The sequence below is a fragment of the Halomonas sp. ALS9 genome (genome assembly GCF_001651035.1).
Classification (GTDB): domain Bacteria; phylum Pseudomonadota; class Gammaproteobacteria; order Pseudomonadales; family Halomonadaceae; genus Vreelandella.
This window is the reverse complement of the sequence record NZ_LXRG01000110.1, coordinates 397,562-424,271: the sequence shown is the minus strand read 5'-3', so window position 1 is coordinate 424,271 and position 26,710 is coordinate 397,562. Positions and strand designations below refer to the sequence as shown.

Below are 26,710 nucleotides of genomic sequence, written 5' to 3'. Positions count from 1 at the left end.
AACTTCGAGATCGCGCCTGCAACGCATAAACGTATATTTTTCATATAATTATAGCTTTCCACACGTTACACCCTTTACATGGCTTCCACCCTGTTAGGTACCAAATGGCCACCAGCTACAACAAGATGAAGGGTCGATAGTTGATTCGCCATAAGGCTAATAGATAGGCAGTTGACAGCATAACAAGCCGCACAAAACGGCTAAGGAAATTATTTTAGGTGCAACGTGATAAGTAAACGACAGACGTTAGGTACTTGGAAAAGAATACGTTAGCGCTCAGCCCTACCCTCCGACAGCAGCTGTTGGGCCAACTCGGCCACTGTCTGTAAAGCATCACCCCAAGTGGCGGGCTCATCATGATAAACTAACGGGCCGATAAAGCGCTCGTAGCGATCCTGATGGATCGGATGGGTCTGTAAGCACCCAAGGCCATATAGCAGTTCACCGGCTGGGTTAGTGACAAATTGCGCATGCTGGTTGCCGAACTGAGCCACGTCCGTCTGTATGACCGCCTCTACCAGCGTACGTAATGCAGCCATGTCATATCCGCCGGATGTCGCCATGTGCAGATCGTAGACGTGCCTCACCAGTGTTTCATCGTCTTTTCGGGAAAGATCACGATTAACGTGAGCCGTGCGACGCAATAATGCCACAAGCTTCTCGCTGATCGTGGCATGTAAGCTAACCACCGGAAAGGAAGCTACCTCTGGGGATAACTTAAGAACATCGGCATATAAAGAGCTGACAGGGCACAAAACGGCGGGTTCATAAAGTTCTGATGCTGTGACGTCTAGCTTCAAGTCAGGTCGAAGCGCTGAAATGTTCCTCTGAGTCCGAGGATAGCGAACGGTAAACTCTGCATACCGGTACTCGTTACGCTTGACTACCCCATCATCGGAATCAAGTTCTAGGATCTGAGAACGGCTGATGATTGTTTCTATTTCGGTCAGCACCGCCTTTCGTTCTACCTTCAGCGCCGTTCTAGACATGCCTGTTGCTTTCCTATCGCGAGCAACAAGCTTGATATCAATATCTTCGGACATACGGAAAAGCTTATGGTGGGCTTTTGCTAGGCTGGTACCCCCTGCGAATACCAGCTCAAACGTCTCCGAATTCAGGGTTGAAAGCAGGCTCAATAAATGGACGGCATAGACGTCTTTTTCCACAATCGCGGGGCCGTCGATACCCAGCGCATCCGCCACATCAGAAAACATGCTAGGATCAATTTTCATGCAGAAGCTCGCTCGATACCCAAGCGATAGTTTCCGTAGGCAATCTGTCGATTAAACGGGCCTTTTACTTTGACCACCACTCGCGCCGGAATTTGTGTACGGCCCGCCTGATAAGCCTTTTCTGCACTGGCTGGCTCCCACTGCACCCCTAGGCGATTCAATGCCTCTTTGGCAGCCTGGTCAAAGCCACCGGGCGCCGCAAGCATTGGCTTGCCTGTGATACGATTTTGACGCGCTTTGGCGTATAGGCCCTTTCCAATACGTAATAATCGTCCCTGCACTTCTAATTGACGAAGCACACGGCCAACTTGGTCATAACCACCCAGTGCAGCGAAATCATCACGTAGAAATACCGTCCGCCGACTTTTGCGAATTTTGTCACGAATGCGTGACTCAAGCGTTTGAGTAGCCATGTGACACCTCCAGCAGCTGGATAATGACAGAATTTTACTCTATACCCTCAGGCTTAAAAACACAAAAAACACGACATTAAAAAAATCATATTCATTATTATTAATTTATAAAAATCAAAAAGTTAACGTAAAATTTAAAAATTAAAGCGCCGCAAAAACTCTGCAGAATACCTCCTACTTGTCAGCCATCAAAAGCAAGCTTGGAATGTAACCACCCACGTGGCAAACAACTCTCGCCGCGTTGCAAGCCACGCCTTCGATCACGATGAACATTCTCTCGGTTCTACAATACTCGTAGGTCACTATTATGCTGATACGGGAGCCCGCGAAAATCCGCATGGCGTTAGACCAAAAAGTAAGGGCAACGGCGCTCGGGTTATTTACTTTTATTGATGACAGAAAGAATCTACCTGATACTGAGCTACCCCAAGAGCGTGAAGGATCGCTTAACGCCCGCTGAAAAGGCCACACTGAAAACACTGACCCACCAACTGAAAGCGGAGGTTTCCAAATGAGCATTTTTGATGAACTTCAAGCATCACTGCAGGAAGCCGTTGAGATCAAACAAGGCAATACTGAAGCTAGCCGCATCACACGCCATGAGGTGGCCGATGTGAGTGCTATCCGGGCCAATCTTCATTTCTCTCAGGCGGAGTTTGCTAAAGCTATGGGAACCAGTGTGGACACCATCAAAAGCTGGGAAACCAAACGCCGTAACCCCTTCGGGGCTAGCCGCTAAGGTACTGGCGACTATTCAGGACAACCCAGCCTTTTTCAACGAGCTTGCTTCGCACTAAAGCTTATTGGGTGTAAAGGTAATTCAACGTCGTACTGGTACGTCTGGGAAACATAGTTTGAACTAGTATTGACTGCCACTCTTGCGGCTTCAAAGCGGCTTGCTTACCAACGCTATAAATAATCAATTAAAGACCAATATCATACATGCCCATCAAGGGGCGATTAGCCATCAAGCCTAAGCATCCGAGATGAAGGGAAAATTGAGCAGTTTAGTACCGTAGAGCACCAAGGGAGCCATTCCCTTGCTTGAACAAGCAAGAATGGTGGGCCCAGTAGGACTTGAACCTACGATCAAGGGATTACGAGCTGGTCACTATAACAATAACTTACTGATAAATAAAGGGAAGTAGCCGTAATTTAGAAAAAGGTACAGTTATTTAGAATCAGTAATTTAGCGAAGTTAGAAGATAGCATGCGAAGCTAGTGTGTGTACCGCTACTGTACTGATTTGGGGTCCTCACCTTTCTCGAACAGCATGCCTATGGGTAGCACCTACATTGCGAACTATACAGAACTTTGTATACTTGCATCATGTCAGAATATAAGCCCCTGAATTTCCGAGGCAGCGCCCTCGCCGATCTCCGCGCTTTCCCGGCGACTGTTCGGCAGGAAGCAGGTTACCAGCTCGACAAGGTACAAAGAGGGCTTGATCCGAACGACTGGAAGCCAATGGCCACCGTTGGTCAGGGCATTCGGGAAATTCGTATCATAGACGCTAGTGGTGCATTTCGAGTGATCTACGTAGCCAAGCTCGCCGAAGCTGTCTATGTTCTGCACTGCTTCCAGAAGAAAACCCAGAAGACGAGTAAGGCGGATCTCGACCTGGCCGAAGCCAGATATCGCGCCTTGCTAAGCGAGGTGAAACGATGAGTAATGAGACTTTTGAAAGCGTGTGGGACGCCATCGAGGATACTGCCGCCGAAGCGGAAAATATGAAGCTTCGCTCCGGCCTGATGATGGCCCTTGAGCAGCACATTAACCGGCAGGGCTGGACTCAGGGCGAAGCTGCTAAGCGGCTGGGCGTCACTCAACCCAGGGTATCCGATCTGATGTGTGGCAAAATCCATCTATTTGGTCTCGATACGCTGGTGAACATGGTGGTAGCGGCGGGGCTGCATGTCGAAATGCGCGTACTTGAAGTCGCTTAAAAACATTCCTGTTCTGTAAGTAGAAATATTTACGCAATTTCTTTACTCAAAACCGTCCCTTACAAGGCCTCTGATGGGCGATCACTATGTGTAAAGAAAACTACCAAATTTGGTACGACCTTTATCGGCCAGAAGCGGCTATTGAGGTTTTCCTGATATACAAAACCTTAAACAAGTCGCCGACTTGGAGCGGCAGCGGGAAATTTATCGCATTTAATCACTGGCTAGCTACTTATACCTGAACCTCATAATCCTCACCAGCTTTGACCAACTCCAGCAAATCTATTGCTGCCTGCGAATATTTGTGTGTTTGCATAACTTGTCCCGCCATTATTGCTACGTGATATTTATTATCACTTTGTTTTATATTCACGCCCTTATCTTGCTCAACTATCATAATTAGTTGATTTGCGTGATGCCAGCTTTTATATCCCAGAGATTTTGCCACCTGAGTTAAAGAGAAAGGATACATTGCATTTACGGCGGTGGGGTCGTCGAGCGTTGTTATCCCATAAAGCTTTGCTAACTGACCCTCTTCGGAAACAGCATGCTCAAGAGTTTGATAGTTGACCTCCACAGTCCGTTTTGGGATATCATGCCTAACTAGCGAGTAAGTCCGAGCAAGTAGCGCTCTCAGTATTTTTGGATTAATAGCAGTAATAGCATCTGATGAGCCAAATGCTTGATATACCCAAGTAAAATCGTCTGCGACTATACTTTTTACACGAACGCTTCGCTCATGGTCGATGGCAATGAGTTTCTCTCTTGGGTAGGACGTCATATTGGAAACATTCTTATTCCATTCCACAATGTAGATATTTGGTATCAAGTCATTATCCGGAGAAAGAATTTCATCGATATCAGACAAGATAGACCTAATATTCGGATCTTCAGCGCTATAACCAAGAAAGACGAGTGGGTGCTCGGCAAAGAAGGTTAATAATTTAGCACTTAAATATTTTTTCTTAGCTTTAAAGTCCTCATAATCTGAGGACGTGATAACAATGCTTTCAGGTTCCGAAGAACAGCCATGAATTTTGAGAATTTCCCCAACATCAGTGTAATTTGCTTTTAGTATAGACTGGCCAATTATGCTTGAATAATCAGAAAAAACTTGCTCAAAAAACCGATCATAATTAGTAGTGATCAACGCATGCGGCCTAATACCCTTCAGCGCCTCGATCTCTTCAGAAAAATCACCTGCGAAAACCTGATCAAAGTCTGGCTTTATGACCTTTTCAAAGTATTCTGAAACCTTGTGCTTAAAGTAAATATCGGGTGGTTGAGAATCTGTGAACAGCTCTTCGGGAAACTGGTCGTTTCCTTCACCCCATGCCCACTCCCGGTAAGCTTCTGAAAACTCAGCGCCCACCTCAATTAAAGAGTTATTCTTTTGCTTGTAGTAAGCGTAGCTTTTATCGAGGATAGGGCACTGCTCTGCTAAAGCTTTAAGCAAATCATCCCAATTCGGCCCGCCAAAGTAACGCTGAGACATCCCTGAGCCAACGAATAGAATCGGTTGAACGCCCATGCTATCTAGGCACGTTGCGATGTCGTCGGTCATATCCTCTTTATATTTTTCGAAATTACCTTCCATAATTCTCTTCCGTTTCCTTGTAGCTAACACTTGAGTTCAGAGGCGTTTGAGGCGACGCGTGCTTTTTGGCAGCAAAAGTACGTGACAGGTCGAACGTCCGCTGCGATGAATTGTTACGCATCAAACCATCACCCTCTGAAGAGATCCCCCTGAGCTACTGCCGACAACGAGTTCACTCCTGAGTTTTTTACCTCCCTCTCTACTGAGATCTTCTCGATAGGGCGGCTTAACAGAAAGAAATCCTTGATATTCGGGACTTGAACAGTTAGAAAATCGTCGGAAGACCGCTCCTTGAACACTTCCCTTAGCTCCATCAAAAGCCGCCCTAATACGTTATAACCGACAAGCGTGTCGTCGCATTCTGGTTTTGCACCCCAGAAGCTATCCTTGCGTGACTCTTCAACAATTGGCTTTTCTTTAGTTGCAAGCAAGAGCCTTCCAAACGAATCCTGATGATACGCGAGCTTTACCCTTAGGCACCATCGCATTACAGAGACTCTTACGCGCTCCCAATCAGGACGACTGTCTTTGCGAAATGGCTTACTTTTCATTTTTGCCGTCATCGGGCTAGTCTGCTGAAGAATCACCTCTTGAGCGTCAGGTAGGTGCGGGAACCTACAAGCTTGGTAAAGTGCCTCAGCTGATCGAATGCAAATGCCATTGACTCTCACTGGATAGCGCCCTGCCATATTCGACAGGCCACCATATAGCTCGTTGGTCTTAAGGAAGACTACACAGTCATCCCGGTGGTAAGTTCTAAGGTACTCAGACCGATCCGAAGCCATCGGCTGTAATCCTTGCGATAAGATTTTGCATCGCTGTCTGTGAGTTCGTGGTACGTTGGAACAATGGATACCAAGGGTCTCCGGCCCAAAGGGCTAAAGGCGCGTTGTTCGGACAATTGCGAAAAGTCACGATCATGGAGCCAAATCCCAAGGATTCCAGAGTCATGTGCCCCAAAGGCCTCTGTGTATCGCCCAAATTGGGACACATTCCGCGGATTCTGACGCCAGCGACCAAGAACTCCAGTTCCAAGAGTGCGCGCCCCTCCTCACTAGAAAAAATTTTCTGACTGCCTACGCTCCCCGCTGCCCGAAGTGTTGGCGAGTATCGCAGCTCTGCGACATATTCTTGAACCTCGGAATCGTCAGGCACTAATGTGGGCCGAAGCACGTCGCTAGAATACGAATAAGCCCTCCTATCCTCGAGCTCGATCCTTCTCCACCAATCTATATCGATCTCTTTTCCTACCTCGGCAATCTTTTTTTCAAGTCGCTGCTTGGCGTAGTACTGGCCACCACTGTGGAGAGCTATGCAAATTACGTGAAGATGGCAGCGATTTGGAGCATGATTTTCTATCCAGGCCTCAAGGTCTCTACGCACTCGATTTCCGGTAAAGATTCCGTCGTCTAGATATACGAAAGTGTTAGGAGGTTCATCGCCACGGTTAAATTCAACGCCACACTCGGTCCGAAGAATTTCTCTGAATAGGGCGTTCATTTCTCTCTGGCTATTCCCTCCGCCCTGAACTTCCAATAGTTCCACTTGCGGCCAAAAACTGCATGGGTCATCGCCAGCAAGCTTCATTGTTTTTAGGGCTCCACGCAAGAAGCGAGCAACAACATCTGCTGAGAAATAAGTGTTTTTCAGCACATGGTCGATCTCGGCGAGTATTGGCAACTGAACGGCCACACCAAATTGATTGACCCATCTATCAACATGATCAGGCGTCGGAGGAGCAAGATCGCCCGCTCTATAGTCCATTGTCGTGTTGCAAATGCTCTGCAACAATTCTTGTCTGCTCATGCTATCAGGATACTCCTTCGCCACATACTAGACGCATAACAGGAATTAGGCCCATGCTCGATAACTAAACTGAACGCGCGTTCAATAATATTATTCTGCGCGTTCGACTACCTTGCGTTCTATTGCAATCCTTCAGCTTAAGTATAGCTTGACAGTACAACACAAAATATTGTGCAAATTGCATATCCCCAACGAACTTGCTATCCGCCTTTTCCGGCATGTTAGCTTTTAGTCGTGATCAGCCATAATAGGCCCTTTCCGTAGATTGCTACTCAGCAAAAAAGCCACTACCTGACCTCCCTCGTTGCACACCTAGTAAATCACCGCCTCATCTCGCTCGATGCCATTTGCGAAGCGTAGACTGCCCTCGTCTCTGAACTCCGTGCTTTGAAGGTCGCTGAGTTTATCGATGATCTCGGTCGGGCGCTGCTTCTCGGGGTATTAGGGCTCGACTAAGGCCTCCTTGCTGAACGGGGTGAAGACCAGTCAATCCTTAGCACGATCCAGGCGCAGGCACTTTTCTTCCCGCTTCGTGAGGTGGTAGTGAGTCAACTCAAGCTCGCTGACACCTCCCTTATGACCGTAGCCGCCGACCCGCAGGTCGTCATGCCTTTGGTTATACCCACTTGAGCTGAGCTTACCTGCTGCTAGCCATGTCATCACCTGCGCTGGGCGTAATTATGCGTAATAGCCTAGCGCTTCAAGGATACAATGGGAAGTCTACTTAGGCCGTTAAACTGCCAGAGGACGAAACCTGTCAAAAGCCTTCTTCAACGGCACCAGTGATTGATGAGAACGACGAGGAGGCCGTGGAATATCTCGTCCCGGTTGGCCTCATTTCCAGCCTCGCAAACATTCAGCGAGGCGGGTCTGTTCGACACTCAGAATACGGTCTACAAACCCACAACGCCAAAGCGGGAACATACTTCACGTTTTGACCTCCTTATTCTGGCAGTACGCACAGCGGCAGTAGCCGCTCAGCCTCGCAGAGCAGGAAAGCGTCGAGCCCGAAAGGCGGCATTGGACAGTAGCCGCTTGCGGTGTACCTGTACAATGCACATCCTGCCATTAGCTCAACAAACACTCTCCTTTATTTTTCTTCACTCAAGGCCTAACCCCATGAAATGAAGCAAAATGTCCCAAAATGAAGTTGATTGAAACAAAATGCAGTAAAGTGCCGACTCGCTTAGATATTTACCGGCGTAGCAGGTACTGGCTTTGCAGCTACCTATTAAACGCCAAAGAGGTGCTGATCTTTAGTTGGGATTTGGAGGCCGAACCAGCGGGGTTGTTTTAACTATTTAGGAGAGGAATTATGGAGATTGGAGCTGCGGTAACCGCTGTTAAGGGAGCACTTGACCTAGCGCGTACGGCAAAGGACGTAAACGACCGTGCGCAGCTCAATGCTGCAATGAGTGGCATCATGGACAAGCTCACAGCAGCGCAGGGCGATCTCCTTGACCTTATAACAGATCACTATCAACTTATTGAGGAGAACAGGGAGCTAAAACAACGTCTGAGTAATAGAGGTCTATTCAGCCAGTACCGTCTAGTACAAGTAGCAGCGGGTGACTACATAATGTCACTGAAGGATGAGTGCGTATCCGACGAGCAACCAGCCCATGCCATCTGTGTTAAGTGTAAGAGTGAGGATCGTTTATCAATCATGACTGAAGATGAATATTGGTATCAATGTCCATCTTGTGAGCACCTTGTCACGCTATGAAGCAACTTCTGCCTTCACGTTATAGATCCATGCTCATTCAAAGCGCAATGCCAAAAATAACGCAAAAACTAAGACAGCGTGTTTCTATTAGTTGTGCCAAATGCGGCGCTAGGAAGTGCCAAATATGGCGCGCGCTTACATAAAGTGTGGTCATTTTGTGGACACTGGAAAAAAAAAGGCACATCGGGGAAGGGCATTACGGCGGGTAAGTCTTTGATTTAAATGGTGGGCCCAGTAGGACTTGAACCTACGACCAAGGGATTATGAGTCCCCTGCTCTAACCAACTGAGCTATAGGCCCGAAAAGCGTGCATATCATAGCGAATGTGGCGGTGTGAGGCTAGCCCCATTGCGCTATCTTGATGTCATTACGGCACTTTATGTGGATTGGGCAGTCTGGTGAGTAGTTCTTTATGCGGAGACGCGCTGTGAAAGCATTGATTGCTCTAGTTCCTTTATTGTTGGTACTGCCCGTGCAGGCGGACTGGCAGCTTGACCCGGCCCAGTCGCGGGTGCAGGCGTCGATTACCCAGCTCAACGGCGAGGCGCCGCAAACCCATCACCATCAGGTGCGCGATCTGCAGGGTGATATCTCCAGCGATGGCACGCTGCGCTTGCCGTTAAAACTCAGCCAAACGGATGTGCTGGAGCGCTTTGGTGAGCTTCCGCCGTGGATAGGTTTGCTGTCGAACACCACCTTGGTGACGCTGGAGGCACAAATGCCCCCAGAGCGGTTAGACGGTTTGGATATTGGTGAATCGCTGGTTGAAACGCTGACGTTTAGCGTGCAGTCCGACATGGTTAACCAGCAGGAATCCGTGCCACTGCGGTTTACCCGTGAAGGCTTGAACGAGATACGCGTGACCCACGCCGAGCCCATGGCGATGGATGGCAGAGCGCTGATGGCCAACAGCACGGTACGTACCGTGATGTCGCTGCTGGGCTATCAGGAGATTGACGAGCATGTGCCCGTCACCCTTAATGCGCTGTTAGTTAATCGGTAGTAATGAAACGCTAAAGATTAACGACTGAGTACTTCCATATCCCCCGCCTGGGCCTCGCCGGTTTGCACCCGCCACTGGGCGGCATAGTGGCCGTTAGCTGCCAGCAGGCTTGAGTGGCTGCCGCGCTCGGCCACTTGGCCTTTCTCGATCACCACGATTTCATCGGCGTGCACGATGGTGGAAAGCCGGTGGGCAATCATAATCACCGTACGGCCATGGGCGATGCGTTTTAGCGAGCGCTGAATAGCCGCTTCGGTTTCGTTGTCCACCGCGCTGGTGGCTTCATCCAGCACCAAGATAGGCGGGTCTTTAAGCAGCGCCCTGGCCAGTGAAAGCCGCTGGCGTTGGCCGCCGGAAAGCCGCACGCCCCGCTCGCCTACCGGTGTGTCCAAGCCTTGGGGCAGCGTTTCGATAAAGCTCCACGCTTCAGCGGTTTTGGCGGCGTCGATAATCGCGGCTTCGTCGGCGTCCGGCTTACCGTAAGCGATATTGTCGCGAATACTGCCTTCAAACAGGTAAACATCCTGACTAACCAGGCCAATCGATTGACGCAGTGAGTTCATACTCACTTCGCTGATGGGCTGCCCATCAATGAGCACGCGGCCGTTTTCGGGGTCGTAAAAGCGCAGCAGCAGTTTGATCAGGGTGGATTTCCCCGACCCCGTCGCTCCCACCAGCGCCAGGGTATTGCCTGCGGGCACATGCAGGTGAATACCATCCACCCCAACGCCGCTAGTGGCATAGTGAAAACTGACATTATCAACCGTTACTTCGCCGCGCACTGGCTGGGTGAGCGGTGTGGTGCTGTTGTCTTTAACGGTAATCGGCACTTCGAGCAGGTCAAGGATGCGCCGCGTACTGGCCATGGCGCGCTCGAACAGGTCAATCACCTGGGCCAGGCCGGTCAGCGGCCAGAGCAGGCGCTGGGTCAAAAACACCAGCATGCCGTAAGCGCCCACGTTCAGCGAGCCGTTGAGCGCCATCATGCCGCCCACGGTAAAGGTGGCCAGAAAACCGGCCAAAATCGCCATGCGGATGACCGGAATAAACGCGGAGCTCACCTTGATCGCCCTTCTGTTGGCGTCTACGTAGGCTTCGCTGGCATCGCGCAGGCGCTCGGCCTCGCGGTCTTCGCTGGTAAAGCTTTTAATTGTCGCAATGCCGCTAAGGTTGTTGGATAACCGGCTGGCCAAATCGCCCACCTTCTCGCGCACATCGCTGTACAGCGGCCCGGCTTTACGCTGAAAGAAGAACGCGCCCCAAATAATCAGCGGAATCGGCGTAAACGCCAGCAGCGCAATCAGTGGCGAAAGCACGAAGAAGACCGCGCCAACCGCCACCACGGTGACGACCACCTGAATAATCGCATTCGCCCCGCCGTCCAGAAAGCGCTCAAGCTGGTTGACGTCATCGTTCATGGTGGCCACCAACTGGCCGGAGCTTTTCGACTCGAAAAACGCCATATCCAGCCGCTGGGCGTGCTCGTAGGTATCTTGGCGCATATCTGCTTGTAAACGTTGGGCTAAGTTGCGCCAAAGAATTTGGAACAGATACTCAAACAACGATTCGCCTGCCCAAATAAAGAACGTTAGTACCGCCAGCATGGTGATCTGCTGTTGGGGTGTTTCAAACCCCAGGCTGGCCACAAAGCTCTGCTCTTGGTTGACCACGACATCAATGGCCACACCAATCAAAATTTCCGGGGCAATATCAAACAGCTTGTTGATCACCGAACAGGTCGTGGCGGCAATAATGCGCCGTCGATAGCCTTTGGCGTAGCGGACTAGCCGCACCAGGGCTTGAAAGCTCTGATTCTTAGAACGGGGCGGAGAAGGAGCCACGAGCATTCCTTACTGAGGTTGTATTAGGCCAACTAGGTAGACGCTAGCGTAATGAATTCAATGCTCGGGCTCAACGCGTTAATGCTTTGGGGGTTAAGCGGGTGCCGTGCTGCGTCGCACATTGGCCAGCAGCGGGCTGCCGGTATCGGGGTCTAGCAGCAGCGTACACTCTACCTGATAGAGCGTTCGCACCAGATCAGGCGTCACCACCTGAGCGGGCGGCCCTTCCGCTACAATCTGCCCTTCGCGCATCGCTATGAGATGGTCGGCGTAGCGGCAGGCGCTGGCAAGATCGTGCAGTACCATCACCACGGTGCGGCCATGACAGGCCAGCTCACGTACCAGCTCGAACACTTCAATCTGATGGCCAAGATCCAGCGCAGAGGTGGGTTCATCCAGCAACAGCAGCGGGGTTTGTTGGGCGATAGTCATGGCGATCCAGGCGCGTTGCCGCTGGCCGCCGGAGAGCGCATCAATCGGCCTATCCGCGAGTTGTTCAAGCCCTGCTGCCGCCAGCGCGTGTTGTACCACGCGCTGGTCTTCTGCTGACCACTGGCGCAGCCAGCCCTGGTGGGGTTGGCGGCCAAAGCGGATCAGTTCGGTCACGGTGAGCCCTTCCGGCGCCACGGCCTCCTGGGGCAGTAGCGCCAGTTGAGTGGCCAGTTGGCGGGTGGGCAGGCGCTGAATATCAGCGCCATCCAGTAACACAGCGCCGCTGTCGGGTTTATGCAGGCGGGCAAGCCCGGCCAGCAGCGTTGACTTACCGCACCCGTTGGGGCCCACAATGGCGGTGACTTGACCGCTAGGCAGGGTGATATCCAAGCCATCAATTACCTGCCGTGAGCCATAGCTCATGCCCAGTGCCTGGGTAGCCAGAGAGGGCATTGGCGACGCCGGGGGTTGGCTCATGTAAAACTCCGTTGGGGACGCATTAATATCCAAAGTAACCAAGGCCCGCCGACCACGGCGGTAACAATGCCCACCGGAATCTCGATAGGCGCCAGCAGCGTACGGCCGGCCAAGTCGGCGAGCACCATGACCAGCGCCCCCGCCAGCGTTGCCGCCAAAACCGGTACGCTACGGGAGCTCGACAGCGACCGGGCAATCTCGGGGCCAATCAACCCCACCATGCCCACCGGCCCGGCAACGGCGACCGCCAGCCCGGTTAGCGCGACAGACAGCAGCAACACTTCCAACCGGCGCCGTTTGACGTTCACGCCTAACCCGCTGGCGGTGGCATCCTTGAAACGCAGCAGTGTGAGCGAGCGGGCTAACGCCATTGCCGTGGCCAGCCCTATCGCTAGCCCAAGCATGAGTAATTGAAGTGCGCCGCTGGGGCGAGCATTGAGCGAGCCAACCGTCCATGGGTAGGCGGCATTGGCGGTGTCAATCGCGACTCGCGCCAGCATCAGTTGCGTCACCGCGCCAAACACCGCGCCCACGCCAATCCCCGCGACAATAAAGCGGTAGCCTTGGGTACCACTGCCCGCGGCTAGCCCGAAAGTGAGTACCGCTGCGGTGGTTGCCCCGGCTAACGCCATGGCGGGCGGCGCGATGGAAAAGCCGACACCCACTATAGAGGCCACCGCAAACGCCGTCGCGCCATTATCAATACCGATAATACCGGGCGTTGCCAGGCGATTGCGGGCCAGGGTCTGCATTAAGATGCCCGCTAATGCGAAGGCGGCCCCAGTGAAACAGGCAGCGGCCAAACGTGGCAGGCGTAGCTCTTGCACGACAAAGGTCGCCATCATATCCGCATTGCCCAACAGCGCCTGCAGCACCGCCACTGGCGCGACTTTAACGCTGCCGAGACTCAAATAGATAACGCTGGCAACCAGCAGCGCGCCCAATAGCCCCAGGTTGACCACCACCGCACGCTGTTCAAACAGGACGCTGCGCACACCCTGTTGATGTCGCCAGGCTAAACGCCAGTACCCTGGAGGCGGCGATACGCTGCCGTTTTTTCCCGAAACCGCTTGGGTAGCATAAGAGAAAGGCATGGCAGCAGATTTACCCGTTGAGCCAGTCATTGATTCAGAAGGCCTTGATGCGCTTTTCATAAACCCACTCATAACATCGGTAAGCGGCGCGCACGTACAACCGCTACTAAAACGGGGGCGCCACATAACGCCGTGAGCACGCCCAGGGGTAGTTCTGAAGGCGCCACCACTACGCGGGAGATGATATCGGCGGCGAGTACCATCAGCGGCCCGATGGGCAGGCAAAATAGTAGCGTACGGCGAATATCCGGCCCGGCGAATGCACGAGCCACAAACGGCACCACCAACCCAACAAAAGCAATTGGCCCTGCGATAGCGGTGGCAGCACCCACCAGTAATGCCACGCAGGCCACGACCAACCAACGGATAAGGTTGGGGTGGTGGCCTAAACCAGAAGCAACTCTCTCGCCTAACGCCAGCGCGGCTAATGGCCGGGCGATCAACGCCACAACAACCGATGCCACCAGCATACTCGGCAACACAGCGAACAAGTCGTTTAAGCGGCGGCCAGCCACACTGCCAATGACCCAGAAACGAATTTCGTCAGCGGCACGCTGGTCGTATAGCAGTAGCAATGAAGTTAATGACGCCAGCAGACCCGAAAACGCTGCCCCGGCGAGCACAAGCCGGATCGGGTCGTTACCCACACCGCGAAAGCGCGCCACGCTTAAGACGCACACGCAGCCCACCAAGGCGCCGAGCTGCGCGACTGAAATGCGCAAAGTGGCGGCGCTGGCCCCCAGCACCAGGGCCAGCGCCACGGCAAACGCCGCCCCCGCGCTAACCCCTAAAAGCCCTGGCTCGGCCAGTGGGTTGCGGGCAACCGCTTGCAGCAGCGCCCCGGCAACGCCTAATGCCATGCCTACCGCAATGCCGATTAAGGTACGCGGGGCGCGCAGTTCCCAAACAATAAAGCGCGCTTCGCTGTCCTGGGCGCCGCTTAGCAGCGCCAACACCCTGCCGGGGCCAACGCTGCCCGCGCCAATCAATAAACTAACGCCACTCACCGCCACAAGGGCGGTGAGTAGCAGCATCATTAGCAGACGAGGTGAGGCACGCCTGATGGCAGGCGTTGCAAAACGTGGAACCGTCACGGCAACAGCGCAGCCTCTATATCATCAAGAATCGCTTGCGCGGCCAGCGGGCCATTGGCACTACTCCACAGCTGGCCATTCACTGGCACCACCTGCTCTTGCTGAACCACATTGAGGCGAGTGAACGCAGGGCTTTGTTTAGCGGCGTCCAAGGCCTGTTGACCATCTTCGTTGAGGGTGGCCAGGAAGAGCCAGTCACCGTCTATCTCGGCAAGGTTTTCCAGGCTGAGCACATCGCTGTGTACACCGCGCTCACCGATCAGATCCGCACCTTGCACATCCAGGCCAACCCGCTCCAGCAGACCTGTGGCAATCAGGTTTTCCGACATTACCATCGGGCCACCAGGCATCCAGCGGACTAAAAAGACGGTGCCGCTTACGTCGGCGGCGGCTAGCGCGTCAGCCAGCTCTGCAGTGCGCTGATCTACCGCGGCAATGGCATCCTCAATGGCTTCTTCACGGTTTAACGCTTCGCCGTAAAGTCGCGCCTCAGCTTCCCAGTTATCCGCGGCTAATGGCTGGGTATGCGGAACAACGGTTGGCGCAATACGTGAAAGCAGTTGGTACTGTTCATCAGAAAGCTGGGCGGGCGCCAAAATCAGATCCGGCTGCTGCGCCAGCACGGCTTCAATATTGATCTCGCGCACCACCCCCATAATCGCGGGGCGGTCATTGCCTAAATAGGCTTCCACGTACTCGGCGACATTATCGCCACCGCGAGTGGTGACGGCACCTAAGGGCGTAATGCCAGCCGCAAGGGCTGCGTCTAGCGCGCCCTCGTAAAGCGTTATCACGCGTTCAGGCGTTCCCTCTACGTCTACCTCACCAAAGGCTGTATCTAGTGTGCGTGCCTGCGCGGTGCCTATCGCTAAAGCGCTTAGTAACACGCTTGCCATACTTAAGCGGGCACTTTTAGTGAGGATAGCGGCCACTGAGGTCGTTTTAGCCATCGTCTTTTTAGCCATCGCCGTTGTAACCCGCGCCGTTTTAACTAGCATTTTAGCCACTATGGATATCTCTCAATACGGTATATTAAAATGGATAGTAACGATTCTCAAAAACACTTGCACTACTATTCCTGCGAATAGCGTGTTCCATTTTGTGCAACCGCATTTGTACAACCAGACACCTCACCGGCGTTTCACTTTACGCAACGCAATGTTCCTCGCTACCGCCTCGTATTTGGGAACTTTTCTTTTTAGACTCTCGCCCTTATTTGATAATTAGTATCATTAGCTAACAGTTATCGTCATCAAGGGGAATAATATGCCACGCTTTACCCGCTCTGTTCTTGCTAGCGCCGTTACGCTCGCTGTTTCTGCAGGCACCGCTTCCGCCCAAGAAAATCAGCAACTGGACAACATCGTTGTCTCGGCCAGTGGGTTTGAGCAGGCAATGGTCGACGCGCCTGCCAGCATCTCGGTGATCTCTCGTGAAGAGTTGGAGCGTTCGCGGGTGACGAGCATCGCCGACGCACTGCGCAACGTTGAAGGGGTGGATGTAGGCGGCGCGGTGGGCAAAACCGGCGGTAGTAACATTAGCATCCGTGGCATGCCCAGCGACTATACGCTGATTCTGATCGACGGCCGTCGCCAGAATGCAGCGGGCAGCGTGACACCCAATGGCTTTGGCGAAACCTCGACCAGCTTCTTTCCCCCCGTTTCCAGCATTGAGCGCATTGAGGTGATTCGCGGGCCGATGTCGACGCTGTATGGCTCTGATGCCATGGGCGGTGTCATCAATATTATTACCCGTCGGGTGGGCCGTGAGTGGACAGGCTCTGTTGGGGTCGAAAGTACCTTTAACGAAGATCGCGACTTCGGTGATCGCCGCGAGATTAACCTCTACACCAGTGGCCCGCTAATTGAAGATACGCTGGGCATTCAACTGCGTGGGCGGATGTATGAGCGCGACGCTTCCGCGCTTACCTATACCGACAACAACGGCGACCCGATTGAAGTCGACCAGCGCGGCCCCAGCCCAGTGGAAGGCGATACCTATAGTTTGGGCGGCAAACTGACCTGGACGCCTAGCAACGACCACGACCTATGGCTCGATGGTGAAGTCAGCCGTCAGCGCTACGACAACGACGAGTGCCAGCTAGGCACCCTGGATGGCCGTACCCGTAGCTGCGCGCCGGCCCCTGGTAGCGCCACTGGCTATTCTAACGAACTACGTTTTGAGCGCGAACAAATCGCCATTGGCCACACCGGACGCTTTGCCTCGGGCACCTTGGAGTCTAGCCTGATGCGCAACACTACCGAAACCAAGGGCCGCACGATCCCTGGCGATATGGGCGTCGCTTATGAAGGTTTTCCTAGCATTGTCGGCGGAGCCCCGCGGGAGTTGGAAACCACCAATACCGTGCTCGACAGCAAATTCATCATGCCGTTAGACAATCATATGGCCACCGTGGGTATGCAATGGTGGGAGGCAGAGCTTGACGATGGCTTGGCCGGTGAGACCTTTGAGCAGACCACCTGGTCGCTGTTTGCCGAAGATGAGTGGCTGCTGCGCGACGATTTAGCGCTAACCCTGGGCGGACGCTACGATCACCATGACGCCTTTGGCAGCCAGTTCAGCCCGCGCGGCTACTTGGTGTGGAACACAACGCCTAACTGGACATTGAAAGGTGGTGTGAGCCGCGGCTACAAAACACCGTCGCTTAATGATCTGCATGACGGCATTAACGGTGTAACGGGCCAGGGCACGATACTCACTATTGGTAACCCCGGTCTTGAGCCTGAAACCAGCACCAGCAGCGAGATCGGCGCCCATTACGATAACCAACAGGGTTTCACTGCCAGCGCCACGCTGTTCCACAACCAGTTTGACGATAAGATTGCCAGCGGCAGCGATATCCTAGTGGAAAATGACCCGCTAATTCCTGACGGCACTTACAGCCAACAGGTCAATGTCGACGAGGCAATCACACAGGGGGTTGAGCTCTCTACCAGCTACCAGTTCGCCCCCGATTGGCGCGTCAATGCCAATTACACCTACACCGATAGCGAACAGAAGAGTGGCGATAACAAGGGCGAACCGCTGACGGACACCCCGGAACACGCCATTAACGCCACGCTGCGCTGGCAGGCAACAGCAAAGCTTGATACCTGGCTCTCAGCAGAATACCGCAGCGAGCGCTACCGTAATCGTGTCGGCGTGCGTGGTGCACCCTCGTTTGATGACCTGGGCGACTTTAAAGCCTACTCACTGTTTCACTTGGGCGGTAATTACGCAGTTACCAATCAGCTTAATCTGAGCGCGACCATCTACAACCTGTTTGACAAAGATTTTGTCGACTACCGCGCCTACGGCGATGGCACCAGCTTTGGCAACGTTTACGCCAATAGCGAAGAAGGCCGCCGCCTGTGGCTCTCCGCTCGCTACGAGTTCTAATCGGTTTCAGCTCGCTACTGTTTCGATGTTCTGTTTCGATGTTCTCCTTCTGCCCCGGCCATGCGCTGGGGCTTTTTTGTTTCCGCCCCCCCTCTCCTTTTCCCTTATTCCTTACCCCCTCCCTTTTCCCACGCTCTTAAAAAAAGCCGCCAAAAAAAGCGGCTATCGCTGGATAGCCGCTTCGGTGTTGCGTTTATAGCGGGAACTTAGCGCTTAGAAGGCAACGTTGAGACCTAACCAAACCCGACGACCATCTTCTACATAGCCGTACTCGTCATAGTTGATCGTTTCGTCGAACAGGTTGTAGATACCCGCGTTCAGTTGAGTACTTTCGTTCAACTGATAGCCAACGCCTGCATCTACAAAGGTGTAGGAAGGAGCCACAATGGCACTGCTTGAAGGGCCGGTAGTCGGCTGGCTCTCTTCGCCGCGGTAGGTGACTTTTGTCCATTGGCTCAACTTGGCAGAGACTTGCCAATCTAACGAGGCGGATACCTGGTGCTTAGGCAGCTGTGTTAACGGCTCGCCTGCATACTCACCGCTTTTTTGCTCGCTATCGGTATAGGTGTAGCTGGCCGTTAGCTCAACGGTATCGCTTAGCGGCGCAGCCACACTCGCCTCGACGCCCTGGGTCACCGCTTCATCAACGTTAATACGATAGGTGGGATCACTGCCAAACTGATTGGCGCCATCCGTACAGATATCGATGGGGCAAGCGATGCGGGTAATTTTATCGTCAAAGTCGTTATGGAACACCGTGACGCCGCCATTTAAGCCATTTTCATTGGCGTAAAGCAGGGCCAGCTCTTTATTGAGCGAGGTTTCTGGCTCAAGATCAGGGTTCCCGTAGATATTGCCGCCACGGCTGACCTGCCCCCAGTCGGGGGTGATCTCGCGCAGGTTGGGCGCACGGTAGCCGGTAGAGACACCGCCTTTCAACGTCCAGTCAGGGGTCATATTCCATACGCTGTAAAGGCGCGGGCTGAGGTGGCTGCCGTAGTTATCGTCGTCATCGACACGTAAACCGCCGGTCAATGCCCAAGCATCGGTGAGCATCCACTCATCTTCTACAAAAATTGCCCACTGGCTATTCTCAATTTCACTACGATCAGAGCCAGGCAATTGATTCGTCGTACTGTCGTCAAGCGCCTCTTCCTCGTAGCTCGCGCCTATCGTCAGCATATGCATCCCTAGCGGAATGACCGCGCTGGTTTTGGCGGTGGTGTTGGTGATTTCAATATCCCGCGATTTGTTTTCGCTACTTTCTCGCTGCAGATAGGTTTCGCTGGTGCCCCAGTCAAAACGCCCGCTGTGGGTCACAGCAACATGCTGGTTAGTGAATTCATTAAAGCTATCGGAGCAGCCCCCTTTACAGCCTTCAGCGGGTGCTGAGCGCCCCATCAGCGATTCGCGGTCTTGCTCGGTAATACCGGCCTCAACCGTAAAGTCATGGTTATCAGTCGCCGCAAAACTCAACCGCGCAGTCAGGCTTTGCAGGCTTTTATCTTCGTAGCCGTTAACGATGTTGTCTTCGTCACGCTGAGAGGTGCGTCCGTAGAGCTGAAGCCCTAAGCGCTCCCCCACCAGCGGGCCACTGAGATAAAAGTTAGCTTGGCGGCTATCGCCGGAGTCGCTGTCTTCCTGCAGCACGGTGTCGAGTTGGAGATTGCCGTGCCACTGCTGGGCGACTTTACGGGTTATCACGTTGATCACGCCACCAATCGCATCAGAGCCGTAAAGCGTCGACATTGGCCCACGCACTACTTCAATACGCTCAATAGCCTGTAGCGGCGGCAGCCAGTCTTGCTCAAAACCCGCATCGCCATTAGGGCGAGACTCGCGGGAATTCTGCGGGCGACCATCGACCAATATCAGTGTGTACTGGGAGGGCATTCCGCGAATAGAAATGTCTTGGCCGTTATCCCCTCTCCCGCCACCGGTGACAATCACACCGGGCACATCGCGCAGCGCATCAGTAACACTCTGATAGTGGCCTTGTTCCAACTCTTCGCGGGAAACCACGCTGATAGACGCGGGTGCATTGGTAATCTGCTGTTCAAAGCCTGACGCGGTTACCACCATATCGTCTAAGCGGGGCGCGTCTTGTGCCCAAAGAGCACTACTGGCAAGCGAAGAGATAGCGCTGGCCAGCAGCGTACGGCGCAAACAGGGAGACATAACTTCGTCCTTCATAGTGTTTGAGAAGTGTGTGAGCAATGTGGATAAGTATCCGCTCTATCAAATGCGAATTATTAGCATTAATATTTTTACACACTCTTTGCACATTGGGGTGAGACGGTACGTTCAGCATACCGGAACACAAATGCCTATTATTTTCATTCGTACCAAACAGTGGCACAATTAGCGTTCACCCTTTTCCCGTGGGCCTGACCATGTATGACTTTGACGAACTGACCGCCTTTGCCGATGTGATGACCACGGGCAGTTTGACACGCAGCGCGCAAAAGCTTGGGTTAGCCAAATCGACCCTGAGTCGCCGCATCAGCCAGCTTGAAACCCGGCTTAACCAGCCGCTGCTGCGGCGCCAGGCCAACCGCTTAATTCCCACCGAAGCGGGACTGCTGTTTCATAACTACTGCACCGAGCTTCTGTCGATGGCGGCGCATAGCCAGGAGGCACTGGCAGAACTGCGTGAAGAAATTAGCGGCGAGATTACCCTTGAGGTGCACGGTGCCCTGGCGCGCAGTTGGCTGGCGAGTGCTATTGAGGCATTTTTACAACGCCACCCAAAGGTTGAGTTGACACTGCATACCCGAGAGTCACCACCCACCAAAATGCACAGCAATAGCGTGCATGTCTGGTTGGGGCCGACTCACGAGTGTGGGTTAAACCAGGAGCGTTTGGGACACTTAGCCCGTGGACTGTATGCTAGCCCACGTTATTTAGCTTCTGCAGGCACGCCTCAGCACCCTGATGAGTTGAACCAGCACGCCTGGATCGACCTGCTGGGCACCTCCTCTGATGGGCTGCTGCTCACTCACCCAGAGCATGGCCAATACACCTTTAATCCACCCCGTTCACGGCTGCGAGTAGATATCACCACGCTGCACATTGACGCCATCGCGCGCAGCCAGGGGATAGGCTTGCTTTCCCACTGGTTAACCGCCAAGCGCGAGCAGCATCATCCGGGCGAGCTGATCAACTGCCTACCCGGCTGGGAACCGGTGCCGCTACCGATTACGCTGCTCTACGCCTACGGCCATCAATCCCGCCGCACCCACGCGCTCTTAGAGTTTTTACGTAGCCAGGTGCCCGCTCCGTGGCGCGCATCACCCGCCACTGTGTAAGTTAATTCGAGTGTTTACCTTGCCAGTTAGCCCGCTTATTAACGACAATAGGCGGCTAACGATTAGCCAAGGACTGTAAATGCTCGCCGAACTCTTTGCTGTCATGGCGCCCGTGCTGGCGGGTGCAGGGCTCGGCTACTTGTGGGTACGCCTAGGCCATCCCTACCCGGTCGACTTCATTACCCGACTGGTGTTTAACATTGGCACCCCATCGCTGGTGTTGGCGTCTCTGGCGGGCGCTGATATTGATGCCAACACTTTTGGCCAGACGATGCTAGCCGCTGCGTTGGTGATTCTCACCATGGGGGCGGCTACCTTTGTGGTAGCAAAACTGTTGCGCCGCAGTTGGCGGGTGCTGCTTGCCCCCATGATGTACCCTAATACCGGCAACATGGGCTTACCCGTGGTGCTTTACGCCTTTGGTAGTGCCGGTTTTGCCTATGGCATTACCGTAATGGTGACCGTCTCACTGTTTCAGTTCACCTTAGGCGCCGTGCTTAGCAGCCAAGGCAACCCGCTCAAAACCCTCGCTAAAACGCCCACGGTCTACGCCATCGCGATTTCCATGGCACTGCTGCTGACGGACACTTCCCTGCCGCCGTGGCTGGCGAATACGGTAGATTTAATGTCGGGGTTCACGGTACCGCTGATGCTGATTACCCTAGGCGTATCGCTGGCCAGCATTCAGGTGAAGAACCTGCGTTCCGGGCTTGGGTTTAGCTTAGTGCGCGTGCCCCTCGCCGCTGGGGTCGCCTGGTTGATTGCAGGCTGGGTAGGCCTGCCGCCCCTGGCTCAAAGTATTTTAGTGGTGCAGATGTGCATGCCGGTGGCGGTATTCAACTATCTCTTTGCTCAGCGCGCCCAGCGCGAACCTGTCTATGTGGCCAGTTTGGTCTTCTGCTCTACGTTATTAGCGCTGTTTTACCTGCCCGTGCTACTCGCCCTGCTCATGTAGTTAATTGCCCTGCTCATCATGAAGTAGTGGAACCCCAACATAGCTAAAAGGTCACTGCTAGACTACTGACAAGGATGCCAATGATTAATATCACCAGAGGGCACGCTATGCTGTCTATCAACAAGAGCAATCATACTCACCCCCGGCTGACCCCTGCGGTTTTGGCGGGGATCAGTGGGGTAGTGCTAGCGAGCGCTATCAGTACGGCAAAAGCAGAGGTCGTCCACGAATCACTGGAAACCGACCACCTAACGCTTTCCATTGAACGAGTTGCTGAGGGTTTTGAACACCCCTGGTCAGTGGCATTTCTACCCGATGGCCGCTACTTGGTGAGCGAACGCAGCGGGCAGTTGAAGCTCGTCGACCCCACGAATGGGGACACCAGTACGCTGGAAGGCATGCCAGAAGTGAGTCCTCGGGGCCAGGGCGGGCTGTTAGACGTAGTGTTGCACCCCGATTTTGAAGGAGGAGACGGCGAAGGCGACAACGATTGGGTCTACTTCACCTGGAGCAAACCCGATGGTAATGACAGCCGTTCAGCACTCTCACGGGTAAAATGGCAGGGCGATGAGCTGGGCGAAGTCGAACACTTATTCGAGCAGGATCGTGCTTCTGGGCCTGGCCGCCACTACGGCTCCCGGTTGGCGTGGCTGCCCGACGGCACGCTCCTAATGAGTATTGGTGACCGCGGCAGCGAACCACCCCGCGCCCAGGCCAGCGATGACCATGCGGGGTCTACCCTGCGCCTTACCGCCACGGGCGACGTTCCTGACGACAACCCCTTCGTTGACGATGACGCCACTCTGGATGAAATTTACTCCATGGGGAATCGCAACATTCAGGGTATGACCGTACTCAGTAACGGCGAGGCCTGGGCGTCAGAACACGGCCCCCGCACCGGCGACGAGCTGAATCATATCCAAGCAGGCAACAATTATGGCTGGCCAACCGTCAGCCAGGGCAATGATTACGCGACTAATGAGCCGATTGGCGAAGATTCACTACCAGGGATGGTTGACCCGGTGTACGTTTTTGAAGGCCGTTTTGCGCCTGCCGGGCTTGCTGAAGTGACCAGCGATGCTTTCGGCGAGTGGCAGGGCAATTTATTGGCGGGCGGGCTAGGTAGCGAGAAGCTACTGCGTCTGCGCTTAGAAGAGGGCCGTGTCGCCGAAGAAGAGCTGATTTTACAAGGCGAAGTAGGCCGTATTCGCGATGTTCGTCAAGGTGCTGATGGCTCCATTTACTTACTCACTGACGACCCTCAAGGCAGCTTGTATCGCCTGGCGCCAACAAACCAATAGCGTTTCACTCACTCGCCGCTAGCTAAACGTATCAAAACCACCATGGATGCCCCATGCGATTACGCAATTTAATTATTTTAACGGTGATTGTGCCGCTGTTTGTCATCCTGGTGGTGTTTAGCTTAGTGGCGATCAAGTCGCTTGAAGATAACGTACGCTCGAAGCTACAAACGGAAGTTGAGATTATTACCCGCACGCTGAGCTCATCACTCAGCTACGCGGTTACGCCGGATAGCAACACACCGCTTGAAGAAGCGCTGCAGTCGGCGTTCTCCTTCCATCGAATTTACGGTGCTTATGTCTTCGATACCCAGGGTCGTGATATTTACGGACTAGGCCTTGGCAAAGATATTTTCAGCCGCGAAGAAATTCAGCAAGTCATTGAACGCGATGACTTATACAGTAATTACCGACAACACGAGGGTTGGAATTACTACTCTGCGTTGACACCTTTGCGCTCACAGGATGGCACTGTCTATGGCGTGCTGCAGGTAAATCGGTTAAATACCGGGATCGAGAACTACACGGGTTTTATCAGTATTGTGGCCGTTCTGGTGTTTGTGATTGGCGCGGCCGGGATCGTATTTAGTATTTGGTGGGGGTTTCGCCGCCATATTGAGCGCCCGCTGAATCGGTTGGTGCACGTGATGCAGTTGGTTGAGGAAGGTGATCGTAGCCAACGCGCCACCGAAGACGGCCCTATCGAATATCGCCACCTCGCCTCCGGTTTGAATGGCATGCTAGATGCGATGGCCGAGAAAGACCAAGAGATCGAAAATCGCCAGCGGCGCGAAATTGAGCTTGAAAAGCGCCTGCGTAAATCAAAGAAATTGGCTGAACTGGGCGTACTGGCGGCGGGGGTAGCCCACGAAATAGGCGCGCCGCTAACGGTGATTAACGGCCAGGCTCAGCGCTTGGCTCGACGCGATGTGATTGGCGACGACGAACGTGCACGATTGGGACGCATACGCGGCGAAGTGGAGCGCATCGTTGAAATTGTTCGCCAACTGATGGAGTTAGGCCGTCAACATAACGTAGAAAAAGACGAACAGGCGCTCGATCAGCTAGTTATAAGTGCCAAAGACCTAGTGGAAGATGAGCTAGAACCACGCAATATCCGTTTAGACATTGAATTACCGACGCCGACACCCAACTTACTGGCCAACGGCCAACAAATTGTGCAGGTGCTGACCAATTTGCTGCGCAATGCAGCGCAAGCCCCCGAAGTGAGCAGAATTCGGGTGCGCGCTCAGCAGCAAGAGCACGAATTGACACTGTGGGTGGAAGATGATGGCCCGGGGATTCCCACCGCCCATCACCATAAAGTATTCGACCCATTTTTTACCACCAAACCGGTCGGCCAAGGCAGCGGTTTGGGACTCTCTATGGTACATCGCATTATTAATGACCACGGCGGTACGATCGGCGTGTTTGACAGCGCCCTAGGCGGCGCTGGATTTGAAATTACGCTACCTATTAGTGAAACCGCATCCGCGTGAGGACAACATTTGTGACCCAACAGGAACCCCTTTTACCTTTGTTGGTGGTGGAAGATGACGCCGCTATACGTGAGTTATTGGAAGAAGAGCTGCAGGATGCAGGCTACACAACGCTCGGCGTATCTAGTGCTGAAGAGGCGATTGCCTTATTGAGCCACACCACCGTCTCACTGGTGATTACCGATGTGCGCTTGCCAGGCATGACCGGCATTCAGTTACTTCAGCAGCTCCGCCAAGCAGGCAGCGAGCTGGGCATCATTGTGATTACCGCGTTTGGCACTATTGATCAGGCGGTTGAAGCACTAAAACTTGGAGCTGACGACTTTTTAACCAAGCCGTTAGACCTTGATGCCATCCGCGAAGCTGTATTTCGTGTGTTGGAACGCCAACGCCTGGCGGTTTTCCACGACACGGATATCAGTCATTTCCATGGCATTGTGGGTAAAAGTCAGGTCATGCAGACGCTATTTCATGACGCTTCCCGACTTGCCAAAAGCGATGCCCCCATTCTGATCTTAGGTGAAAGCGGCACTGGCAAAGAGCTACTTGCCCGCGCTATTCATCAGGAAAGCCCGCGCCATGACCAACCATTTGTACCGGTTAACTGTGCGAGTATTCCTGCGGATTTGATGGAGAGCGAGTTCTTCGGCCACGTCAAAGGTGCCTTTACCGGTGCTAACGAAGCGCGCCGAGGGTTATTTCATAGTGCCCAGGGTGGCAGCCTGTTTTTAGATGAAATTGGTGAAATGCCGATTAATCTGCAGGCAAAATTGCTGCGCGCTCTGCAGGAAAAAACCGTGCGCCCAGTAGGCGGGGAGCGAGAAGAGCCGGTGGACGTACGTATCATTGCCGCGACCCACCGCAACCTCGAGAAAGAGATCGAGCAAGAGAACTTCCGCAGCGATTTATTTTATCGCCTGGAGACCTTCTCGCTGCGCATTCCCCCACTGCGCGAACGTGGTACCGATATTGAAAATCTTGTGTTTGCGCTCATTGACAAGCACTCCGAAGCGCAGGGTAAACAAATAGAGCAAATTGAACCCGAAGCGTTTAATAACCTGCTCAACTATGCTTACCCCGGCAACGTCCGCGAATTGGAAAACGCCATTATGCGGGCCGTCACCCTAAGCGAAGATGGCTCGCTCAGCTATAAAGATCTGCCCGAGCGGCTGCGCGAACAGTCAACGGTGGAAACCGGCAAGCCCCTGGTGCCCGCCGTCAGCGGCGAAGTGCTGGCAGGAGGCCAGTTGCCAACGCCACCGCCGATCCGCTGGCCTAGCCTAGAAGAAGTTGAAAAGCGCTATATTAACAAAGTATTAGAAGCAACGGGTGGCAACAAGCGGCGCACCGCAGAGGTATTGGGAATTGCGCGCCGGACGCTCTATCGTCGCCTGGAAAATAATGAAGAGTAACTAGAAGTAAGATCTAGAAGGAAGCGCTAAAAGGCAGCCAAAAAAAACCCCCGCGGGCGCGGGGGCAGAAAGGATGGTAAACCGTGTGGAGCAGCCGCAGGGAACAAACAGCTGAGGCGATTTACCATCGTAGGGAGCGGTACACTTACAAAAATACTTACTAAAAAAATCGCTT

Annotated in this window: 22 protein-coding genes and 1 tRNA gene; 11 read left to right on the top strand and 12 right to left on the bottom strand. The window is 53.5% G+C overall.

What is annotated here, in order from left to right:
- Positions 1–269 precede the first annotated feature (269 nt).
- Both A6R74_RS10150 and A6R74_RS10145 read right to left on the bottom strand, forming a co-directional pair.
- The gene (locus A6R74_RS10150) at positions 270–1,232 is read right to left on the bottom strand and encodes a nucleotidyl transferase AbiEii/AbiGii toxin family protein (RefSeq protein ID WP_064234384.1); all 963 of its coding nucleotides are present in this window, start codon (positions 1,230–1,232) and stop codon (positions 270–272) included.
- Complete coding sequence (locus A6R74_RS10145; protein WP_064234383.1) at positions 1,229–1,645, bottom strand: DUF6088 family protein; 417 nt, start codon at positions 1,643–1,645, stop codon at positions 1,229–1,231. The genes A6R74_RS10150 and A6R74_RS10145 overlap by 4 nt, the downstream gene beginning before the upstream one ends.
- A 511-nt stretch (positions 1,646–2,156) precedes the next feature.
- Between A6R74_RS10145 and nadS the strand changes: the two genes are divergently transcribed.
- The 3 genes from nadS (at position 2,157) to A6R74_RS10130 (ending at position 3,591) form a co-directional block, all read left to right on the top strand.
- Positions 2,157–2,384 carry a NadS family protein gene (gene nadS / locus A6R74_RS10140; RefSeq protein ID WP_240488200.1) on the top strand — a complete coding sequence of 76 codons (228 nt, stop codon included), beginning with the start codon at positions 2,157–2,159 and terminating at the stop codon, positions 2,382–2,384.
- A 590-nt stretch (positions 2,385–2,974) separates the two neighbouring features.
- Positions 2,975–3,313: a type II toxin-antitoxin system RelE/ParE family toxin gene (locus tag A6R74_RS10135; protein WP_064234382.1), complete on the top strand. Its 339-nt coding sequence runs from the start codon at positions 2,975–2,977 to the stop codon at positions 3,311–3,313.
- On the top strand, positions 3,310–3,591 hold the full coding sequence (locus tag A6R74_RS10130) for a helix-turn-helix domain-containing protein (protein WP_064234381.1): 282 nt from the start codon (positions 3,310–3,312) through the stop codon (positions 3,589–3,591). Before A6R74_RS10135 ends, A6R74_RS10130 begins: the two co-directional genes overlap by 4 nt.
- Positions 3,592–3,823: 232 nt before the next feature.
- On the opposite strand, the gene A6R74_RS10125 is transcribed toward A6R74_RS10130, so the two are convergent.
- The 3 genes from A6R74_RS10125 to A6R74_RS10115 form a co-directional block, all read right to left on the bottom strand.
- Positions 3,824–5,188 (bottom strand): SIR2 family protein, encoded by a 1,365-nt coding sequence (locus tag A6R74_RS10125; protein ID WP_064234380.1) that lies wholly within the window; start codon positions 5,186–5,188, stop codon positions 3,824–3,826.
- A gap of 128 nt (positions 5,189–5,316) precedes the next feature.
- Positions 5,317–5,973 (bottom strand): NADAR family protein, encoded by a 657-nt coding sequence (locus tag A6R74_RS10120; RefSeq protein ID WP_064234379.1) that lies wholly within the window; start codon positions 5,971–5,973, stop codon positions 5,317–5,319.
- On the bottom strand, positions 5,954–6,994 hold the full coding sequence (locus tag A6R74_RS10115; RefSeq protein WP_064234378.1) for a phosphoribosyltransferase-like protein: 1,041 nt from the start codon (positions 6,992–6,994) through the stop codon (positions 5,954–5,956). The genes A6R74_RS10120 and A6R74_RS10115 overlap by 20 nt, the downstream gene beginning before the upstream one ends.
- Before the next feature lie 1,315 nt (positions 6,995–8,309).
- On the opposite strand from A6R74_RS10115, the gene A6R74_RS10110 reads away from it, so the two are divergent.
- The gene (locus A6R74_RS10110) at positions 8,310–8,720 is read left to right on the top strand and encodes a hypothetical protein (RefSeq protein WP_064234377.1); all 411 of its coding nucleotides are present in this window, start codon (positions 8,310–8,312) and stop codon (positions 8,718–8,720) included.
- Positions 8,721–8,943: 223 nt separating this feature from the next.
- On the opposite strand, the gene A6R74_RS10105 is transcribed toward A6R74_RS10110, so the two are convergent.
- A tRNA-Ile gene (locus tag A6R74_RS10105) sits at positions 8,944–9,020 on the bottom strand.
- A 112-nt stretch (positions 9,021–9,132) separates the two neighbouring features.
- On the opposite strand from A6R74_RS10105, the gene A6R74_RS10100 reads away from it, so the two are divergent.
- A complete protein-coding gene (locus tag A6R74_RS10100) occupies positions 9,133–9,723 on the top strand; it encodes a hypothetical protein (protein ID WP_064234376.1) in 591 nt (196 codons plus the stop codon).
- 17 nt (positions 9,724–9,740) lie between these two features.
- Here the strand turns inward: A6R74_RS10100 and A6R74_RS10095 are convergent, their stop codons facing one another.
- From A6R74_RS10095 to A6R74_RS10075, 5 genes are all read right to left on the bottom strand, one after another.
- Positions 9,741–11,570, bottom strand: a complete 1,830-nt coding sequence (locus A6R74_RS10095) for an ABC transporter ATP-binding protein (RefSeq protein ID WP_064234375.1) — start codon at positions 11,568–11,570, stop codon at positions 9,741–9,743.
- An 87-nt stretch (positions 11,571–11,657) separates the two neighbouring features.
- The gene (locus tag A6R74_RS10090) at positions 11,658–12,473 is read right to left on the bottom strand and encodes an ABC transporter ATP-binding protein (protein WP_064234374.1); all 816 of its coding nucleotides are present in this window, start codon (positions 12,471–12,473) and stop codon (positions 11,658–11,660) included.
- Complete coding sequence (locus tag A6R74_RS10085) at positions 12,470–13,567, bottom strand: FecCD family ABC transporter permease (protein ID WP_064234452.1); 1,098 nt, start codon at positions 13,565–13,567, stop codon at positions 12,470–12,472. The genes A6R74_RS10090 and A6R74_RS10085 overlap by 4 nt, the downstream gene beginning before the upstream one ends.
- Positions 13,568–13,635: 68 nt before the next feature.
- Positions 13,636–14,604 carry a FecCD family ABC transporter permease gene (locus A6R74_RS10080; RefSeq protein ID WP_064234373.1) on the bottom strand — a complete coding sequence of 323 codons (969 nt, stop codon included), beginning with the start codon at positions 14,602–14,604 and terminating at the stop codon, positions 13,636–13,638.
- 53 nt (positions 14,605–14,657) lie between these two features.
- Positions 14,658–15,611, bottom strand: coding sequence for an ABC transporter substrate-binding protein (locus tag A6R74_RS10075; protein ID WP_082906647.1), 954 nt, complete (start codon positions 15,609–15,611; stop codon positions 14,658–14,660).
- 316 nt (positions 15,612–15,927) lie between these two features.
- Between A6R74_RS10075 and A6R74_RS10070 the strand changes: the two genes are divergently transcribed.
- Positions 15,928–18,060, top strand: a complete 2,133-nt coding sequence (locus tag A6R74_RS10070) for a TonB-dependent receptor domain-containing protein (RefSeq protein WP_064234372.1) — start codon at positions 15,928–15,930, stop codon at positions 18,058–18,060.
- 213 nt (positions 18,061–18,273) lie between these two features.
- On the opposite strand, the gene A6R74_RS10065 is transcribed toward A6R74_RS10070, so the two are convergent.
- On the bottom strand, positions 18,274–20,238 hold the full coding sequence (locus tag A6R74_RS10065; RefSeq protein ID WP_064234371.1) for a ligand-gated channel protein: 1,965 nt from the start codon (positions 20,236–20,238) through the stop codon (positions 18,274–18,276).
- 215 nt (positions 20,239–20,453) lie between these two features.
- Here A6R74_RS10065 and A6R74_RS10060 point away from each other — a divergent pair, with 215 nt between their 5' ends.
- The 5 genes from A6R74_RS10060 to A6R74_RS10040 all read left to right on the top strand — a co-directional run bounded on the left by A6R74_RS10060 (position 20,454) and on the right by A6R74_RS10040 (position 26,535).
- The gene (locus A6R74_RS10060; RefSeq protein ID WP_064234370.1) at positions 20,454–21,368 is read left to right on the top strand and encodes a LysR family transcriptional regulator; all 915 of its coding nucleotides are present in this window, start codon (positions 20,454–20,456) and stop codon (positions 21,366–21,368) included.
- Positions 21,369–21,447: 79 nt separating this feature from the next.
- Positions 21,448–22,323: an AEC family transporter gene (locus A6R74_RS10055; protein ID WP_064234369.1), complete on the top strand. Its 876-nt coding sequence runs from the start codon at positions 21,448–21,450 to the stop codon at positions 22,321–22,323.
- Positions 22,324–22,430: 107 nt separating this feature from the next.
- The gene (locus tag A6R74_RS10050; RefSeq protein WP_064234451.1) at positions 22,431–23,624 is read left to right on the top strand and encodes a PQQ-dependent sugar dehydrogenase; all 1,194 of its coding nucleotides are present in this window, start codon (positions 22,431–22,433) and stop codon (positions 23,622–23,624) included.
- A gap of 53 nt (positions 23,625–23,677) precedes the next feature.
- Positions 23,678–25,123, top strand: coding sequence for an ATP-binding protein (locus tag A6R74_RS10045; protein ID WP_064234368.1), 1,446 nt, complete (start codon positions 23,678–23,680; stop codon positions 25,121–25,123).
- Positions 25,124–25,134: 11 nt separating this feature from the next.
- Entirely contained in the window at positions 25,135–26,535 is a 1,401-nt protein-coding gene (locus A6R74_RS10040; RefSeq protein ID WP_064234367.1) for a sigma-54-dependent transcriptional regulator, read from the top strand.
- The last annotated feature ends 175 nt before the right edge of the window (positions 26,536–26,710 follow it).

Bases quoted from the DNA above. Each gene is read 5' to 3' on its own strand.
- A6R74_RS10050 (WP_064234451.1), top strand. From the start codon at position 22,431: ATGCTGTCTATCAACAAGAGCAATCATACTCACCCCCGGCTGACCCCT.
- A6R74_RS10110 (WP_064234377.1), top strand. From the start codon at position 8,310: ATGGAGATTGGAGCTGCGGTAACCGCTGTTAAGGGAGCACTTGACCTA.
- nadS (WP_240488200.1), top strand. From the start codon at position 2,157: ATGAGCATTTTTGATGAACTTCAAGCATCACTGCAGGAAGCCGTTGAG.
- A6R74_RS10130 (WP_064234381.1), top strand. From the start codon at position 3,310: ATGAGTAATGAGACTTTTGAAAGCGTGTGGGACGCCATCGAGGATACT.
- A6R74_RS10150 (WP_064234384.1), bottom strand. From the start codon at position 1,232: ATGAAAATTGATCCTAGCATGTTTTCTGATGTGGCGGATGCGCTGGGT.
- A6R74_RS10095 (WP_064234375.1), bottom strand. From the start codon at position 11,570: ATGCTCGTGGCTCCTTCTCCGCCCCGTTCTAAGAATCAGAGCTTTCAA.
- A6R74_RS10060 (WP_064234370.1), top strand. From the start codon at position 20,454: ATGTATGACTTTGACGAACTGACCGCCTTTGCCGATGTGATGACCACG.
- A6R74_RS10085 (WP_064234452.1), bottom strand. From the start codon at position 13,567: ATGCCTTTCTCTTATGCTACCCAAGCGGTTTCGGGAAAAAACGGCAGC.
- A6R74_RS10070 (WP_064234372.1), top strand. From the start codon at position 15,928: ATGCCACGCTTTACCCGCTCTGTTCTTGCTAGCGCCGTTACGCTCGCT.
- A6R74_RS10125 (WP_064234380.1), bottom strand. From the start codon at position 5,188: ATGGAAGGTAATTTCGAAAAATATAAAGAGGATATGACCGACGACATC.
- A6R74_RS10135 (WP_064234382.1), top strand. From the start codon at position 2,975: ATGTCAGAATATAAGCCCCTGAATTTCCGAGGCAGCGCCCTCGCCGAT.
- A6R74_RS10080 (WP_064234373.1), bottom strand. From the start codon at position 14,604: ATGATGCTGCTACTCACCGCCCTTGTGGCGGTGAGTGGCGTTAGTTTA.
- A6R74_RS10065 (WP_064234371.1), bottom strand. From the start codon at position 20,238: ATGTCTCCCTGTTTGCGCCGTACGCTGCTGGCCAGCGCTATCTCTTCG.
- A6R74_RS10055 (WP_064234369.1), top strand. From the start codon at position 21,448: ATGCTCGCCGAACTCTTTGCTGTCATGGCGCCCGTGCTGGCGGGTGCA.
- A6R74_RS10145 (WP_064234383.1), bottom strand. From the start codon at position 1,645: ATGGCTACTCAAACGCTTGAGTCACGCATTCGTGACAAAATTCGCAAA.
- A6R74_RS10100 (WP_064234376.1), top strand. From the start codon at position 9,133: ATGCGGAGACGCGCTGTGAAAGCATTGATTGCTCTAGTTCCTTTATTG.
- A6R74_RS10090 (WP_064234374.1), bottom strand. From the start codon at position 12,473: ATGAGCCAACCCCCGGCGTCGCCAATGCCCTCTCTGGCTACCCAGGCA.
- A6R74_RS10115 (WP_064234378.1), bottom strand. From the start codon at position 6,994: ATGAGCAGACAAGAATTGTTGCAGAGCATTTGCAACACGACAATGGAC.
- A6R74_RS10120 (WP_064234379.1), bottom strand. From the start codon at position 5,973: ATGGCTTCGGATCGGTCTGAGTACCTTAGAACTTACCACCGGGATGAC.
- A6R74_RS10075 (WP_082906647.1), bottom strand. From the start codon at position 15,611: ATGGCTAAAACGACCTCAGTGGCCGCTATCCTCACTAAAAGTGCCCGC.
- A6R74_RS10045 (WP_064234368.1), top strand. From the start codon at position 23,678: ATGCGATTACGCAATTTAATTATTTTAACGGTGATTGTGCCGCTGTTT.